This window comes from Kitasatospora sp. NPDC056446 (assembly GCF_042796115.1).
Taxonomy (GTDB): domain Bacteria; phylum Actinomycetota; class Actinomycetes; order Streptomycetales; family Streptomycetaceae; genus Kitasatospora.
In genome coordinates, this window is the sequence record NZ_JBHTRF010000055.1 from 14,248 (window position 1) to 29,495 (window position 15,248).

The 15,248-nt window shown below is 74.5% G+C and carries 10 protein-coding genes and 1 tRNA gene; 7 read left to right on the top strand and 4 right to left on the bottom strand.

What is annotated here, in order from left to right:
- Positions 1–41: 41 nt before the first annotated feature.
- Positions 42–908, bottom strand: a complete 867-nt coding sequence (locus ACFQ6N_RS28270; RefSeq protein ID WP_380654778.1) for an FhaA domain-containing protein — start codon at positions 906–908, stop codon at positions 42–44.
- A 421-nt stretch (positions 909–1,329) separates the two neighbouring features.
- On the opposite strand from ACFQ6N_RS28270, the gene ACFQ6N_RS28275 reads away from it, so the two are divergent.
- Positions 1,330–1,413, top strand: a tRNA-Leu gene (locus tag ACFQ6N_RS28275).
- 177 nt (positions 1,414–1,590) lie between these two features.
- Here ACFQ6N_RS28275 and ACFQ6N_RS28280 read toward each other — a convergent pair.
- Positions 1,591–2,739, bottom strand: a complete 1,149-nt coding sequence (locus tag ACFQ6N_RS28280; RefSeq protein WP_380654781.1) for a sensor histidine kinase — start codon at positions 2,737–2,739, stop codon at positions 1,591–1,593.
- Positions 2,736–3,389, bottom strand: a complete 654-nt coding sequence (locus ACFQ6N_RS28285; RefSeq protein ID WP_363442505.1) for a response regulator transcription factor — start codon at positions 3,387–3,389, stop codon at positions 2,736–2,738. Before ACFQ6N_RS28285 ends, ACFQ6N_RS28280 begins: the two co-directional genes overlap by 4 nt.
- Positions 3,390–3,728: 339 nt before the next feature.
- Between ACFQ6N_RS28285 and ACFQ6N_RS28290 the strand changes: the two genes are divergently transcribed.
- Complete coding sequence (locus tag ACFQ6N_RS28290) at positions 3,729–5,558, top strand: phosphatidylglycerol lysyltransferase domain-containing protein (RefSeq protein WP_380654783.1); 1,830 nt, start codon at positions 3,729–3,731, stop codon at positions 5,556–5,558.
- Positions 5,559–5,814: 256 nt separating this feature from the next.
- Positions 5,815–6,528 carry a hypothetical protein gene (locus tag ACFQ6N_RS28295; RefSeq protein WP_380654785.1) on the top strand — a complete coding sequence of 238 codons (714 nt, stop codon included), beginning with the start codon at positions 5,815–5,817 and terminating at the stop codon, positions 6,526–6,528.
- A gap of 236 nt (positions 6,529–6,764) precedes the next feature.
- On the opposite strand, the gene ACFQ6N_RS28300 is transcribed toward ACFQ6N_RS28295, so the two are convergent.
- The gene (locus tag ACFQ6N_RS28300; RefSeq protein WP_380654787.1) at positions 6,765–9,557 is read right to left on the bottom strand and encodes a SpoIIE family protein phosphatase; all 2,793 of its coding nucleotides are present in this window, start codon (positions 9,555–9,557) and stop codon (positions 6,765–6,767) included.
- Between the two features lie 249 nt (positions 9,558–9,806).
- On the opposite strand from ACFQ6N_RS28300, the gene ACFQ6N_RS28305 reads away from it, so the two are divergent.
- The 4 genes from ACFQ6N_RS28305 (at position 9,807) to ACFQ6N_RS28320 (ending at position 15,232) form a co-directional block, all read left to right on the top strand.
- Entirely contained in the window at positions 9,807–10,994 is a 1,188-nt protein-coding gene (locus tag ACFQ6N_RS28305) for a rhodanese-like domain-containing protein (protein ID WP_380654789.1), read from the top strand.
- 111 nt (positions 10,995–11,105) lie between these two features.
- On the top strand, positions 11,106–11,768 hold the full coding sequence (locus ACFQ6N_RS28310; RefSeq protein WP_380654791.1) for a DUF5819 family protein: 663 nt from the start codon (positions 11,106–11,108) through the stop codon (positions 11,766–11,768).
- On the top strand, positions 11,765–13,030 hold the full coding sequence (locus ACFQ6N_RS28315; protein ID WP_380654793.1) for an HTTM domain-containing protein: 1,266 nt from the start codon (positions 11,765–11,767) through the stop codon (positions 13,028–13,030). The genes ACFQ6N_RS28310 and ACFQ6N_RS28315 overlap by 4 nt, the downstream gene beginning before the upstream one ends.
- A gap of 9 nt (positions 13,031–13,039) precedes the next feature.
- Complete coding sequence (locus tag ACFQ6N_RS28320) at positions 13,040–15,232, top strand: FUSC family protein (RefSeq protein WP_380654796.1); 2,193 nt, start codon at positions 13,040–13,042, stop codon at positions 15,230–15,232.
- The last annotated feature ends 16 nt before the right edge of the window (positions 15,233–15,248 follow it).

A 15,248-nucleotide genomic window follows, 5' to 3' on the forward strand; every position in this document is an offset into this window, starting at 1 on the left:
TCCCGCCAGTCGGTGAGCGAGGCGCGCGAACAATTCGGACACTACCCTTCGACCTGCCGGTAGACGATGGTGGTGGAGCCCACGACGATTCGGGAGCCGTCGCGGAGCGTAGCGCGCTGGGTGTGCTGTCCGTCCACCACGATGCCGTTGGTGGACCCCAGGTCGAGCACCATCGAAGGGGTGCCGGGCCGGATCTCGGCGTGCTTGCGGGAGACCCCGGGGTCGTCGATCCGCACGTCCGCCTCGGTGGAGCGGCCGAGCACGCAGCCCGAACCGGAGATCTGGTGGCGCGCGCCGTTCACCTCGATCCAGCGGCGGACCGAGGCGCCGCCGTGGCCGGCGCCGGGGAAGTTGCGGACGTTGCCGGCGGCGGGCGCCGGTGCGGGCGGGCCCGAGGGCATCGCGGGGGGCGCGGCCGGCGGCGGGGGCGCGCCGTACTGGCCGGCGCCGGGCTGCTGCCACGGAGCGCCGGGGGCCGGGGCGGCCGGCGGACGGTCGTAGCCGGGCTGCGGCGGGGCGTACTGCTGGGGCTCCTCGGCGGCGAGGGTGCGGCTGCGCACCCGGTACAGGCCGGTGTCCAGGTCGTCGGCCTTCTCCAGGTTCACCTGGAGCGGGCCCATGAAGGTGTAGCGCTGGGCCTCGGCGTACTCGCGGACCATGCCGGCCAGCTCGGTGCCGAGCTGCCCGGAGTAGGGGCTGAGCCGCTCGTGGTCGTGCGGGCTGAGCTCGACGATGAAGTCGTTCGGCACGACGGTGCGGTCGCGGTTCCAGATGCTCGCGTTGTTGTCGCACTCGCGCTGCAGCGCGCCGGCGATCTCCACGGGCTGGACCTCGGACTTGAACACCTTGGCGAAGGTGCCGTTGACGAGACCCTCGAGTCGCTGCTCGAACTTCTTCAGCACTCCCATGGGGCACCCCCTTCCAGGGTTCGTTCGCCTGCCTGCCGACCGGATCCCGCCGGGGGACCGGACACGCCTACTTGCGGTACTTCCGTACTGATCGTATCCACGCCGGGCCCTTCCGTACGGTTCCCGGACCGTGTGGTGGCCGGGGGTGGGCTCGGACACACAGGGTGACGCATGTCGGGTACGGCACGCCAGGTGTGCCCGTCGGAGCGGCCGCCCGTTCCTTCGCGCACGCGTTCGGTCGGGCACCCGTTCGGATGCGGTCGGTCTCTCCGGGAAACGGATTCGGAGCTGCCCCCCGGGCCGTGCTAATGTTTTCCACGTCGGAAGGGCCGCCCGGAAGGGAGGCCGCTCCAAGGAAACGCGAAGGCCTCATGGTACCGAGCGGTTCGGAGGATCGGTCGGCAACGAGGACAACACCCATGCGCGGGTGGCGGAATAGGCAGACGCGCTGGATTCAGGTTCCAGTGCCCGAAAGGGCGTGGGGGTTCAACTCCCCCCTCGCGCACAGCGAAGCCCCGCAGATCTACGGATCTGCGGGGCTTTTTTGTTGCCCTTTGCCCCGTCGTGGCCCCGCTGTTCCCCGGTCGGTCCGCCGGCTCCGCCGTTCCCCGGTCGGTCCGCAGGCTCCGCTGTTCCTGGTCGGTCCGCCGGCTTCGCCGGGGGCGGGTGCGGCGGGCGGAGGTCAGGAGCGGGTGGCGGGCAGCTCGGCGCGGACCTCGAAGCCGCCGTCCTGGGTGGGACCGGCGGTGAGGGTGCCGCCCAGCAGCTGGGCGCGCTCGCGCAGGCCGACCAGGCCGTGGCCGCCGCCCGGGAGGGTCTCCGCCGGGTGGACCGGAGGGGCCTCGTTGCGCACCTCGACCCGCAGCCGCCGGCCCTTCGCCCGGACCCTCACGTGCACCGCCGCCTCCGGCGCGTACTTGGTGATGTTGGTGAGCGCCTCCTGCACCGTCCGGTAGGCGGCCCGCTCCACCGCCTCCGGCCACGGGCGGTCACCGGGGTTCAGCTCGGCGTCGGCGGCCAGGCCGCTCGCCTCGATCAGCCGGGGCAGGTCGGCCAGCCGGGGCTGCGGGGCGAGCGGGGCGTCCGGCAGCCCGCCGCCGGTGCCGCGCAGCACCCCGACCATCTGGCGCAGCTCGTCCAGGGTCCGGACGGACAGCTCGCGGATGGTGCGGGCGGTGGTCGCGGCGGCCGGGTCGGCGGTGCTGACCTGGAGCGCCCCGGCCTGGATGCTGATCAGGCTGACCTGGTGCGAGACCACGTCGTGCATCTCCCGGGCCAGTCGGCCGCGCTCGGTGATCAGCACCCGCTCGGCGAGCAGCCGGCCCTCCCGCTCCTGGCCGCGGGTCAGCTCGTCGAGGCGGGCGGCCAGCTCCCGCCGGGTGCGGGCCAGCAGACCGGTGGCGGCCGGCCCGGCGGCCAGCATCACGGCCTGGATGGCGTCCAGCGCGGTGGCCCGGCTCAGGTCGACGACGTTGTCGGGCAGCGGCCAGTGGAAGAACTCGACCAGGGTGAAGAGGACGCCGCAGGGGACCACGATCCGGGGTCTGGGGCGTTCGGCGGCCACCGTGTAGACGGCGGTGATCGGGGCCAGCCAGATCGCGTCCACCCAGCTGCCGGGCATGGTGAGCAGCAGCACCGTGACCGGGAAGCGGCGGCGCCAGAACAGCGCGACGGCGGCCAGCGAGGAGAGCGACACCTGCCACCAGGCGGCGTCCCTGGCCACCAGGGCCGCGTCCAGCAGGGAGTACAGGACGGGCAGCAGCAGCATCAGCCAGGGGGCGGTGCACCAGGCCGGCAGCCGTCGGGACGGCAGCTGGTCCGCGGTGGTCATGCCCCGTCGCCGGGCTTGGGCCGCACCAGGCCGGCCCGGTGGGCGAGGACGGCGGCCTGCACCCGGTTGGCGGCGCCGAGCTTGCCGAGGATCGCGCTGATGTGGTCCTTGACGGTGCCGGTGCCGAGGAAGAGGCGGTCGGCGATCTCGGCGTTGGACAGCCCCTCGCCGAGCAGCGCGAGCACGTCGAGCTCCCGGCCGGTGAGGGTGCGGGCGAGCGCGGTGGCCTCGGCGTCCGGGCCCCCGCCGTCCACGTAGCCGCCGATCACGGTGCGGGTGACGGTCGGGGACAGTATGTTGCCGCCGGCCGCGAGCACCCGGACGGCGTGCACCAGCTGCTCGGGGGCGGTGTCCTTGAGCAGGAAGCCGGTGGCGCCGGCCCGCAGCGCGGTGCCGATGTACTCGTCGGTGTCGAAGGTGGTGAGCATCGCCACGGCGGGCGGGTCGGGCAGGGCGCGCAGGCGGCGCAGCACCGAGATGCCGTCGAGGTCGGGCATCCGGATGTCGAGCAGCACCACGTGCGGGCGCAGCCGCCGGACGTGGTCCTCGGCCTGTCCGCCGGAGCAGTCGCCGACCACCTCCAGGTCGGGGGCGGAGCCGACGATCAGGCCGAGGCCGGAACGGACCAGGATCTCGTCGTCGACGATCAGCACGCGGGTCGTGGTGATGGTGCCTCCTCGGTTGGGGCGGCCGGGTGGGGGCGGTCCGCGTGGGTCGTTTCGAGGGTAGGGGTAGCCGGGGCGGGGTGCCGAACGGTCGGCGGGCGGTCACCCCCGCCGTTCGGCGGGGGTGGGAATCCGCTACCCGGTTCACGCAATTCTCAGGCTTCGTGCGGAACCATGGAGTTGGCTGACCCTCTCCGGCCTGCGCCGCTCACCCCGGCAGTCGGTCGGGCGGGGCCCGCCGGTCAGTCCGTCGGGCCCGTGCGGGCGCCCGGCGCCGGGCCGTTCGCGGATGCGCCCCACCATCTGATCGTTTGGAATTGAGCTGTGTCGTCCACTGTGAAGTCGGAGCCGTCCGCCACGTCCCCCGGGCCCCGGCCCGTCGGCGCGCTCGGCCGCTGGCGCCCGAGGGCCGCCGTGGCCTCCGTCTGGTACCTGCGGCTGATCGCGCTGCTGAACGTGGCGACGGTCCTGCTGGTGCCCTTCCGGGACCAGGTCAGCGAGCACAACGAGGGTGAGTACTTCACCCCGTACCTGATGACCTCGGGCCTGGCCAGTGCGGTGCTGTCGATCTTCCTCGCCGTCGCGATGCGCCGGCGCAAGCGGGCCGCGTGGATCTTCAACGCGGCGCTCGGCAGCCTGTTCGCGCTGCTCTACCTGGCCCTCATGCTGCTGCCGGACGAGCGTTTCTACAAGCACCCGCTCAACTACTTCTCCACCGTCCTGACCTGCCTGTTCGTCCTGGCGCTGCTGATCGGGCGCAAGGAGTTCACCTCCAAGGGCGACAGCTCCAACCCGAAGACCGCGGCCGCCACCTTCGTCGGCGGCCTGCTGTTCGGCGGCGGGGTCGGCGCGCTGCTGGTCTGGGCGACCAACGAACTCTCCGGCGCCGGCTTCTGGGACCTCTTCCGGTACTCGGTCGGCCGGATGATCACCATCACCCCGTCCGAGCACCTGCGCTCCGTGATCGCCGCGCCGACCTGGGTGAACGCCGCGATCAACGCGATGGGCGCGGTGCTCTTCCTGCTCGTGCTGTACGTGGCCTTCCGCAGCCCGCGGGGCAAGGAACTGCTCACCCCGGAGGACGAGGCCAAGCTGCGCGGCCTGCTGGACAAGCAGGGCGAGCGGGACTCGCTCGGCTACTTCGCGCTGCGCCGCGACAAGGCGGTGGTCTTCTCCCCCAGCGGCAAGTCGGCCGTCACCTACCGGGTGATCGGCGGCGTCTCGCTCGCCTCGGGCGACCCGATCGGCGACCCGGAGGCCTGGCCGGGGGCGATCGACGCCTGGCTGTCCGAGGCCCGCGAGCACGCCTGGGCGCCCGCCGTGATGGGGGCCTCCGAGGAGGCCGGGGTGATCTACGCCCGGCACGGGCTGGACGCGCTGGAGCTGGGCGACGAGGCCATCGTCGAACTGGACGAGTTCTCGCTCGACGGCCGCGCCATGCGGGTCGTCCGGCAGGCGTACAACCGGGTCAAGCGGGCCGGGTACACGGTGCGGATCCGCCGCCACGAGGACATCTCGGAGGAGGAGATGGCCGAACTGGTGGCCAAGGCCGACGAGTGGCGCGACGGGGCGACCGAGCGCGGCTTCTCCATGGCGCTCGGCCGGCTCGGCGACCCCGGCGACGGCCGCTGCGTGATGCTGGAGTGCAGCGACGGCGAGGGCGAGCTCAAGGCACTGCTCAGCTTCGTCCCGTGGGGCCCCGACGGGCTCTCGCTGGACCTCATGCGCCGGGCCCGGGACACCGAGAACGGCCTGATGGAGTTCATGGTCATCGAACTGCTGCAGCGCGCCGACGAGGTCGGACTGAAGCGGGTCTCGTTGAACTTCGCGATGTTCCGCTCCGTTTTCGAGCGCGGTTCGCGGCTGGGCGCCGGTCCGGTACTGCGGCTGTGGCGTTCCGTCCTGGGATTCTTCTCGCGCTGGTGGCAGATCGAGTCGCTGTACCGGGCGAACGCCAAGTACCGGCCGATCTGGGAACCGCGCTACCTGCTGTTCGAGAAGAGCAGCGAGATCCCGCGGATCGGCATCGCGAGCGCGCGCGCCGAGGGATTCATCGTCGCGCCCAGCCTGCCCGCCCTGTTCCGACGCCGGCACGCCCGGGCCGCCGTCGCGGTGCCCCGGGTGCCGGTGACGGCCCGGGACGGGAAGGGGTAGCCCTCCGTCGGGGGGCGGAGGGGGCCGACCGGCCGGATGGGGGTCCGGTGGGGGGCCCGCCCTCCCCCCTGAGGATGACCCATATCCGCATCCGTGCCGATGTGGCTTTGTTAAGAGGCTTCTAATGTTGGAGTAGACGAGAGTTCGGGGATTCGGAGAAACGGTTGTGATTCACAGGACCCACGCGGGGGGCGTGCGAAAGGGGCCGCTGGCGCTAGCCGGAAAGGCCGCTGTCGCCGAGTGGGGGACGTTGTTCGTGACGGTGCGGAACGCGGTCGTGCGGAAGAAGTTCGCCGCAGTTCCACTGGCCTCGCTGGCGACGTTTCTGATCCTGCTGTTCAGCATCGTCCAGCACCTGCCGGGCGGAGAGCGTTTCGTCAACCACATCGGGGTGGTGCGGGCGGCCCTGCCGCTGGAGGTCTCGCTGCTGCGGACCCCGCTGTCGCTGTACGTTCCGGCGCTGGACCTTCCGGTCTGGGGGGCGCTGGCCCAGGTGTTCGTGGTCTTCGCGATCGCCGAGATCGTCCTCGGCCGGCGGATGACCCTGGTCGTCGCCTACGCCTGCACCCTGGCGGGCACGCTGTTCGCCCGGGTGGGCGTGGCCATCGGGCCGGGGCACCTGTTCGGCTTCCCGAAGTGGGTCGCCTACGTGCGGGACACCGGGCCGTCGGCCGCGGTGGTGGCGCTGGCGATCTGCATCGCGTTCCGGTGCCGGGCCTGGTTCACGGCCGGCCTGGTGGTCGTCCTGATGGTCGGCGAAGCGGTCGTCCTGCCGAACCTGGCAGGACTGGAGCACGTGGTCGCGGTGCTCACCGCGCTGCTCATCGCGGTCTCGGTGGAGGTCTTCGGAGACTTCTGGCCGCGGGTACTGGCCGGGGTCGGCGCCGCCACCTCGGTGGCCGCGGCCGCCTCGCGGGAGGTCGCGGTGGAGGCACGGCGGCGCGGGTCGGCGGGGGCGGTCATTCCGTGATTCGCGCCGCTCGCCTCCGGGGCGCTTCTCGTCCGGTGCCGACGGTCGGCGCTCCCTCGCTCCTACGTCGCTCCCTCGCTTCTCCCTTTCGGCACCGGCGCGCCCCTTCGGCTCGGGGCGGGTACTTGCCCGCTCGGGCCCGCACGGCGGGGTGCGGGCTGCCGGGGTGGCCAGTGGTCGGTGCGGGGCTTGCCTGTTCGGGGCCCGGGGGTGGTCACTCTTCGTTGGCCCGGGGGTCACTGGTGGGGGAGGGGGAGCTCGAACCAGACGACCTTGCCGACCGCCTTGCGGGCGGTGCCCCAGCGTTCGGCGAGCTTGGTGACCAGGGTCAGGCCGCGGCCGGTCTCGCCGAGCTGTTCGGCGGGCTCCAGCGAGGGCAGGTTGTGGTTGTCGTCGCTGACCTCGACCAGCAGCTTGTCCACCCGGATCAGCTGGAGCCGGACCCGGTCCCGGGCGACCCGGACGGCGTTCGTCACCAGCTCGCTGACCAGCAGCTCGGTGGTGTCGCTGAGCGCCTCCAGGTGCCAGCCGGCCAGCTTCTCGCGGACCAGTGAGCGGGCCCGGCGGACCTCGCGGTGGTCGACGGTGAGGTCCCAGGTCGCCACGTCGGACGGGGCGACCCCGTCGAAGCGGGCCACCAGCAGGGCGACGTCGTCCTTGCGGTCGTCCGTGTGCAGCCGCCGCAGCACCTCGTCGCAGGCCTGCTCGGGGCTCTGCTGCGGGTCGATCAGGTTCCCGCAGAGCGCGGCCAGGCCCGCTCCTATGTCCCCGCCCCGGACCTCGACCAGGCCGTCGGTGCACAGCACCAGCATCGAGCCGTCCGAGACGTCGATGGTCTTGGCGACGAACGGCACCCCGCCGACGCCGATCGGTGCGCCGGCCGGGATCTCCAGCAGTTCGCCGGTGCCGTCCGGGTGGACCAGGACGGGCGGGACGTGGCCGGCGCTGGCCAGCTCGCAGGTCCGGTTGATCGGGTCGTAGACCGCGTACAGGCAGGTCGCCAGATGGTCGTCGCCGAGTTTCTGGGCCAGGTTGTCCAGGTGGCGCAGCAGCTGGCCGGGCGGGAGGTCCAGGGCGGCGAGGGTCTGCATGGCGGTGCGGAAGCGGCCCATCGCGGCCGCCGAGTGCAGGCCGTGCCCCATCACGTCGCCGACCACCAGGGCGACCCGGCTGCCGGGCAGCTGGATCGCGTCGAACCAGTCGCCGCCGACCTGGGCCTTGGGGTCGCCCGGCAGGTAGCGGTGGGCGATCTGCACCCCGGGGATCTGCGGCGGCCGGGTCGGGATCATCGAGCGCTGCAGGGTGGTGGCGACCCGGGCCTCGGCGCGGTGCAGCCGGGCGTTGTCCAGTGACAGCGCGGCGCGGACGGCCAGCTCCTTGAGGGTGGCGGCGTCGCTCTCGTCGAAGGGGGCGCGGTCGGGCAGCCGCAGCAGCTTGAGGATGCCCAGTACGGTGCCCCGGGCGGAGAGCGGGACGACCAGCATCGAGCGGCCGGAGACCACCGGGGCGAGCCGGGCACCGCCGAGCGCGATCGCGTAGTCGACCGCGACGTCCGCGCTGACCACCGGGACCAGCACCGGCTGGTTCAGCTGGAGGGCCATCCCGGGCGGGGTGCGGCGGGGCATGCTGACCAGCGCGCCCTCGGCGAGCACGTGGTCCCAGGCGCCGCCGGTCTCGTTGAAGACCAGGGCGACCCGGCGCAGCATGGTGTCGTCGTCGGGGCGGGCGGCCGGCAGCTCGGAGTCCGAGATCAGCCCGTCCACCAGGTCGACGCAGGCGAAGTCGGCGACCCGGGGGACCAGGACCTGGCACAGCTCGTGGGCGGTGAAGCCGAGGTCCAGGGTGGTGCCGACCTTGCCGCCGACCTCGTTCAGCAGGGCCAGTTGCTCGCCGGCCTGCCCGTTGGTGAGGAACGGGCCGAGCCGCCCGCCCGGCGGGGCCTCGGCGCTCGCCGGGGCGGGCACGGGCACGGCGACGGGCGGGGCCTGGTCGGCGCGGCGCGGCGGGTGGCCGTTGGCGGACGACTCGACGGCGGCGCGGTCGATGGCGGCTCCTCCTCCGGTGGGTGGGGCTGTCTCCCGGCCGGAGGCCGGGGGCGGGACGGACGGGCCGCCGCCCGCCGCGGCGCCGTTGACGGCGGCGGGCACGGCGACGGGCGGGGCGGCCTGGTCGGCGGCCTCGCGCTGGGCCGGGAGCGGGGCGGCCGGACGGCGGCCGGGCGCGGTCTGCTCGGGCTGCGGCGGCGGGCCGACCCGGGCGGCGCGCTGCTGCGGCGTCGGGTAGCGGCGGCCGAGACCGGCGGCCGCGTGCGCCGTCCCCGGTTGGGCGTCGGCGGGCAGCACCGGCAGCACCGTGACGGCGTCCAGCCGCAGCGCGGGCAGTCCGCCGGCTTCGAGGGCGGTCAGCAGCGGTGCGCGCAGGGAGGCGGGCAGCAGCCGGGCCAGTGGTTCGGGCACCGGGCCGGCCGCCGGGGCGAGCGTGGCGGTGATGCCGTGGAAGCCGCCCCGGGCGCCCGGGGCGGCGGCGAACGGGAGCATCCGCTCGCCGAGCGCGAGCCGGGGGCCGGTGGTGCGCAGCGGCCGGGCGTCGGCGGCCAGGGCGAGCAGCCCGCCGGACGGGCCGGGCAGCTGGTAGGCCCACCAGAGCACGTCGCGCTGGTGCTCCTCGCGGTCGGTGACGGTCAGCCGGCCTGCCCAGGGGCGGCCCGCGGCGGTCAGCTCGGCGAGGGTGTCGAAGGTGTCGCAGGCGCGGCGGACGGAGCACCGGCCGAGCACCCGTGACTCCACGGCGGGCAGCAGGCCGGAGGCCGGGCGGTCGTGGGCGACCTCGGCGCGGTGGCCGAACAGCTCCTCGGCGGCCCGGCCCCACTGCGCGATCCGGCCGGACCGGTCGACCAGGACGAGGGCGAGCCGGACCAGGGCGGCCACGCCCGTCGGGTGGTCGCCCGGTGCGGTCCTGTCGACCGCCGGACGCGGTGTGGAGTTGGACTCGGCCACCATGGGTTCGGTCTGCTCCCGCCTGGCCGCCACGCCTGGAGGCGGCCGTCTCTCCGGAGGAAGGCACGCTGTGTGGATACCAGCGAAGCACGGACCGGGCCGGGCTTGATACCGAAACGGGGAGATTCCTCAGTATCGGTTGCGTGTCACGCGCCGCGCGCCGGTTCGTACCCCCGGTTCACCCGGACGGGGCTTTCGCGCACGGCGGTAGGGTGGCAGGCCGGGCCGCCCGCACGGCGGCCCCCGCAGGACGCAGCCGGCCGGACGAGACAGAGGCGAGAAGTGAGCGCGCAGAGCCCCGCCCGCTGGACGGACCCGGAGCAGCAGGAGCTGGAGGAGCGGGTCGCCGCCGCCGAGCTCGCCTGGCTCACCATGGACGTGGACGTGCAGACGCTGCGGGTCGAGATCGACAACTTCGCCCTGATCCACCATCAGCTGCTCGGCCCGCTCTACGCCCGGCTGGACGAGCTGGACGCACTGGTCGCCGAGGCGGTCGCCGCCCGCACCGGTCGGCCCGAGGACCTGCGCCGGGCCGCCGAGGCCCGCCGGCAGGTCGAGGAACTGCCGGACCTGGACGCGCTGTTCGACTCGGTGCGGGAGCAGTCCGGGCAGGCGGAGGACGGCACCCCGCCGCCGCCCGCCGCGCCGACCCGGGTCCGCCCGGGCAAGGACGCCCAGCGGATCTACCGCGAGCTGGTCCGCCGCGCCCACCCCGACCTCACCACCGAACCCGCCGAGCAGCAGCGCCGGGCCGCCTTCCTGGCCCGGGTCAACGAGGCCTACGCGTACGGGGACGCCGCCGCGCTGGAGGGCCTGGCCGCCGAGTGGTCCACCGCGCCCGAGGCCGCGCCCGCCGTCGACGCCCCCGACCGGGCGGACTGGCTGCGCCGCCGGCTGGAGTGGCTGACCGCCAGGATCGCCGCGACCGCCACCGAGCAGGTCCGGCTGGAACAGACCCCGATGGGCGAACTGCTCGCCCTCGCCCCGCAGGACCCGGACCGGCTGCTGGAGCAGCTCGCCGAGGAACTGCTCGCCAAGGCCGCCGAGCGGCAGGCCGAGCTGGAACGGCTGCTCGGCGGCCGCGACCCGGCGCCGGTGGGCGACAATGACACCGACCCTTCCTACTCCCAGGAGAGCCACACGATGTTCGCGCAGATCCCCTCCACCGACGCCGCCGCCGTGCCCGCCGACGCCGCCCTGCTGGACGTGCGCGAGCAGGACGAGTGGGACGCCGGGCACGTGGACGGCGCGCTGCACATCCCGCTGGGCGAGGTCATCGCCCGGCTCGGCGAGCTGCCCGACGACAAGCTGTACGTGCTCTGCCGGGTCGGCGGCCGCTCCGCGCAGGTCGTCCAGTACCTGGTGCAGCAGGGCCGGGACGCGGTGAACGTGGACGGCGGGATGTACGCCTGGGAGGGCGCGGGCCGTCCGATGGTGAGCAGCACCGGCCAGGAGGCCTTCGTCCTCTAGGACTACTGCTCCCCGGGGCCTGCTGGAGCGTCTTCCGGTAGGGCAGGATGGGCGCGCGCGAGCGCGCCGGTACCGGGCCGGGTGCCGCCCGCCGACCGGGCTGGGGAGGCCATGACGGACACGACGGACCGGTCGGACCCCCGGCGGGCCTGGTCGAGACCCGCCCGGGTCGTCCTCGGCCTCGCCGGGTCGGCGCTGGTCGCCGGCACCGGGCTGTTCCTCGCCGCGGTGTTCCTGCACGTCGCGCCCGCCAACTCGCTGTCCCGGCAGTACCGGGACGAGGTCGACGGCGTCGTGTACCCGGAGTTCGAGCAGAACTGGAAGCTGTTCGCGCCCAACCCGCTGCAGCAGAACGTCAGCCTGGACGCCCGGGTGCGGACCGTCGCGCCCGACGGCCGGACCACCACCCGCGACTGGATCGGGCTGACCGCGCGGGACATCGCGGCGATCCGGGGCAACCCGGCGCCCAGCCACGTCGACCAGAACCTGCTGCGCCGCGCCTGGGACTTCTACGACGGCACCCACGACCCGCAGGACGAGACCCCGGCCGACCCGCGCGGCGGGCTCGCCGAGCAGTACCTCAAGCGGATCGCGCTCCAGCGGATCGGCCGGGACGCGCAGGGCGAGCGGGTCACGGAGATCCGGTTCCGGGTGACCACGGCCACCGTCCCGCCGCCCTCCTGGAGCGGCGAGGCCGCGCCGCCCGCCCCCAAGGTGCGGGAGCTGCCGTGGTGGCCGGTGGCGGACGGGGACTACCGGGGGCTGCTCGGATGACCGAGGTGTCGGCGCAGGCCCCGCGGGCGGACGGGCCGGTGGTGCCGGACGGCTTCCCCCGGCAGGCCGGGCCGCCGCCCGGGACCGGACCGGAGCCGGCCGGCCCGGGCCGGCCCGGGGTGGCCGAGCCGGTGCGCCGGGCCGTCCGGGCCTTCACCGGGCGGGCGCTCGGCCGGCACCAGGCCGCGGTGGTGCGGATCGGCTTCGGGCTGGTCTGGCTCGCCCACCTGCTGCGCGAGTGGCCGCACCGGCGGGTGCTGTACGGCGACCGCTCCCCCTGGTCGACGGAGCTCGCCGACCGGCTGCTGAGCGACAACGGGGCGTTCACCGTACTGCCCTGGTTCGGCGGGCGGCTCTGGTTCGAACTGGTCTACCACCTGGCGGTGCTGGCCGCCCTCGCCGTCCTGCTGGGCTGGCGGACCAGGGCGAGCACCGTGCTGTTCCTGGTCACCGTCCTGTCGCTGCAGAACCGCGACGTCTTCCTCGGCGACGGCGGCGACAACGTCGTCCACCTGATGGCGGTCTACCTGGTCTTCACCCGCTGCGCCGAGGTCTGGTCGCTCGACGCCCGCCCGGGCCGCGCCCGGACCGGGCCGAGCGGGGTGGTGCTCTGGGCCGTCCTCGGGGCCGTCCTGGCGGCCTGTCAGTACGGGGGCTTCGCGGGCGGGAGCCTGACCTGGACCGGCCGGACCTTCCCGTACGTCGGCTGGTCGCCGCTGTTCTGGGGGCTCTGGGCGGTGGCCGGGCTCTGGTGGCTGCTCGGGCGGCTGCGGCCGGACGGCGAGCCGCGGGCGGTGCTCGACGCGCTGGCGAACATGGTGCACAACTGCGCGATGCTGGTGATCGCCGTCGAGGTGGTGCTGATCTACGCCACGGCCGGCTGGTACAAGGTGCAGGGATCGCGCTGGCAGGACGGCACCGCGCTGTACTACCCGCTGCACCTGGACTACTTCACCCCCTGGCCCGGGCTGTCCGCGCTGGTCGGCTCGATGCTGCTGCCGGTCTTCCTGATCTCCTACGGCACCGTGATCGCGCAGGTGGCCTTCCCGTTCACGCTGCTGGACCGGCGGGTCAAGAACGCGCTGCTGGCCGTCATGATGCTGGAGCACGCGGGGATCGCCGTGGTGCTCGGGCTGCCGGTGTTCTCGCTCGCGATGATCGCGGCGGACGCGGTGTTCCTGCCGACCGGAGCGCTGCTGTGGGCGGCGGCGCGGCTCGGTCGCGTCCGTGGCGGTGGGTTCCGACGGAGGCCCGCCCCCTAGGATGTCGGTATGTCCTGGTTCGCCGCGCTTCGTGACACCGCGCGGACCGGACTCACCCTGGACCGGACGCTCACCGACCCCAAGCGGGCCGCGCGCGGAGCCGTCGCCGTGGCGCTGGTGCTCTTCCCGACGCTCGCGCTCGGCGGGGTCGCCCTCGCCACCTCGGCCGCGATGGGCGCGTTCATCGCCGGTTCGGCCACCTTCCAGCGCAGCTTCCGGCCGCGGGCCAGCCTCGCCGTCGCCGCCGGGGCCGGACTGGGCATCAGCACCTTCCTCGGCTACCTGGCGGCCGGGGTCACCGGGCTGTTCCCGGTGCTGCTCGCCGTGTGGGCCTTCGGCGCCGGGCTCGCCTGGGCGATCGGACCCACCGCCGGGGTGGTGGCCGCCAACACCGTCTCGGTGATGCTGATCGTCGTCCAGCTCCCGGTCAGCGCCACCGCCGCGCTCGGCCACGGACTGGTCGCCGCGCTCGGCGGCGTCGCCCAGGCCGTCGTCATCACCGTCTGGCCGATCGGCAGCTGGAGCGCCCAGCGGGACGCCCTCGCCGACACCTACGCCGAACTCGCCGACTACGCGCGCAGACTGCGGCAGGACCCGGTCGCGCACGTCGACCCGACACCCTTCATGACCGCCCGGCACGCCGCCGCGCTCACCCCCTGGCAGGACCGCCACCGGCCGCCCGAACTGCGCGGCCTGCGCGGCCTCGCCGAACGGATCCGGCCCACCCTCGCCGCCCTGGCCGACCCCAAGATCGGCGCCCCCGAGGAAGGACCGGAACGCGACCGGGCCCGGGAGGTGCTCGCCGCCGCCGCCGAGGTGATGGATTCCCTCGCCCGGGCGATCCGCACCGGCGACCCGGTCCGGCTCCCCCGCTCCGCGCCCGCGCTCACCCTGGTCCGGCCGGACGACGACGGGCCCCGGCTGCAGGGCGCCGCCCGGCGCTCCGCCCGGCGGCTCGGCGGACTGCTGCGCAAGGCCGCCGACACCCTGGACCGCGGCGACGAGGACACCATCACCACCCCCGTGGTCGGGGCCGGCGGGGCGCTGCACAAGCCGTCGATCGGCCGGATGCTGCCGGTCGCGCTGCGGGCCGTCCGGCGCCAGCTGCACCCGCGCTCGGCGATCTTCCAGCACGCCGTCCGGCTCGCCGGAGTCGTCACCGCCGCCTACCTGCTGGCCCGGCTCGCCGGGTTCCACCACGGGTACTGGGCGCCGATGACCGCCGCGATGGTGATGCGGCCCGACTTCGCCCAGACCTACAGCCGGGGCGTCGCCCGGCTCGCCGGGACCGTCGTCGGGGTCGCCGTCTCCACCCTGGTGGTGCAGCTGACCCACCCCGGGGAATGGGTGCTGGCCGCGCTGGCCGTGCTCTGCATCGGCGGCGCGTACCTCGCGTTCCGCACCGGGTACGCGCTGACGACCGTCGGAATCTCCACCTACGTGGTCTTCCTGCTCGGGCTGCAAGCGGGGAACCCGCTCGTCACCGCCTTCGAACGGGTCGGGCTCACACTGCTCGGCGGATCGGTCGCGCTCGTCACCTACGCGCTGTTCCCGACCTGGCAGACCGCCCGGCTCGGGGAACGGCTCGCCGAATGGCTGGCCGCGGCCGGACGGTACGCCGGGGCGGTCGTCGCCTGCTACGAGACACCGGCGGCGCCGCGCGGACGGGCCGTCCGGGGCGCGCTGCTGGACTCGCGGGAAGCGCGGTCCGAACTCATCCAGGCCATGCAGCGGGCCGACGCCGAACCCGGACGCCACGAGACCGGGCTGGCCGGAGTGAGCCGGCGCCAGATCGACCGGGCCCGGGCGGCGGTCGGACACCTCGGACGGGCGGCCGTGCTGCTGGAGGCCCACCTGCCCGCGGCGGACGCCGAACCGGTCGCGGGGACGGCCGAGTACGCGGAGGAACTGCGGTTGGCGACGGCGCTGGCGGCGGGAGCGCTGCTGACCGGGCAGCCGGTGGAGTTCGGGGCGGTGCGGGACGCGCAGGCGCGGCTGGAGGAGCGGTTGGCGCAGGCTCCGGCGGGGGTGCAGGGGGATGTGGTGCGGGCGGGGACGCGGTTGGTGGGGGTGGCGCTTCGGGATCTGGAGCGGGCCCTGCGGGGGTCGGCTGGGGAGGGGGGCTCTCGGGAGGGTGGGGGCTCTCGGGAGGGTGGGGGTGGCGGGGCGGCTCCGGGGGTGGGTGCTCCGGGGGCTGGATGATTTTCCGACTGCCGAC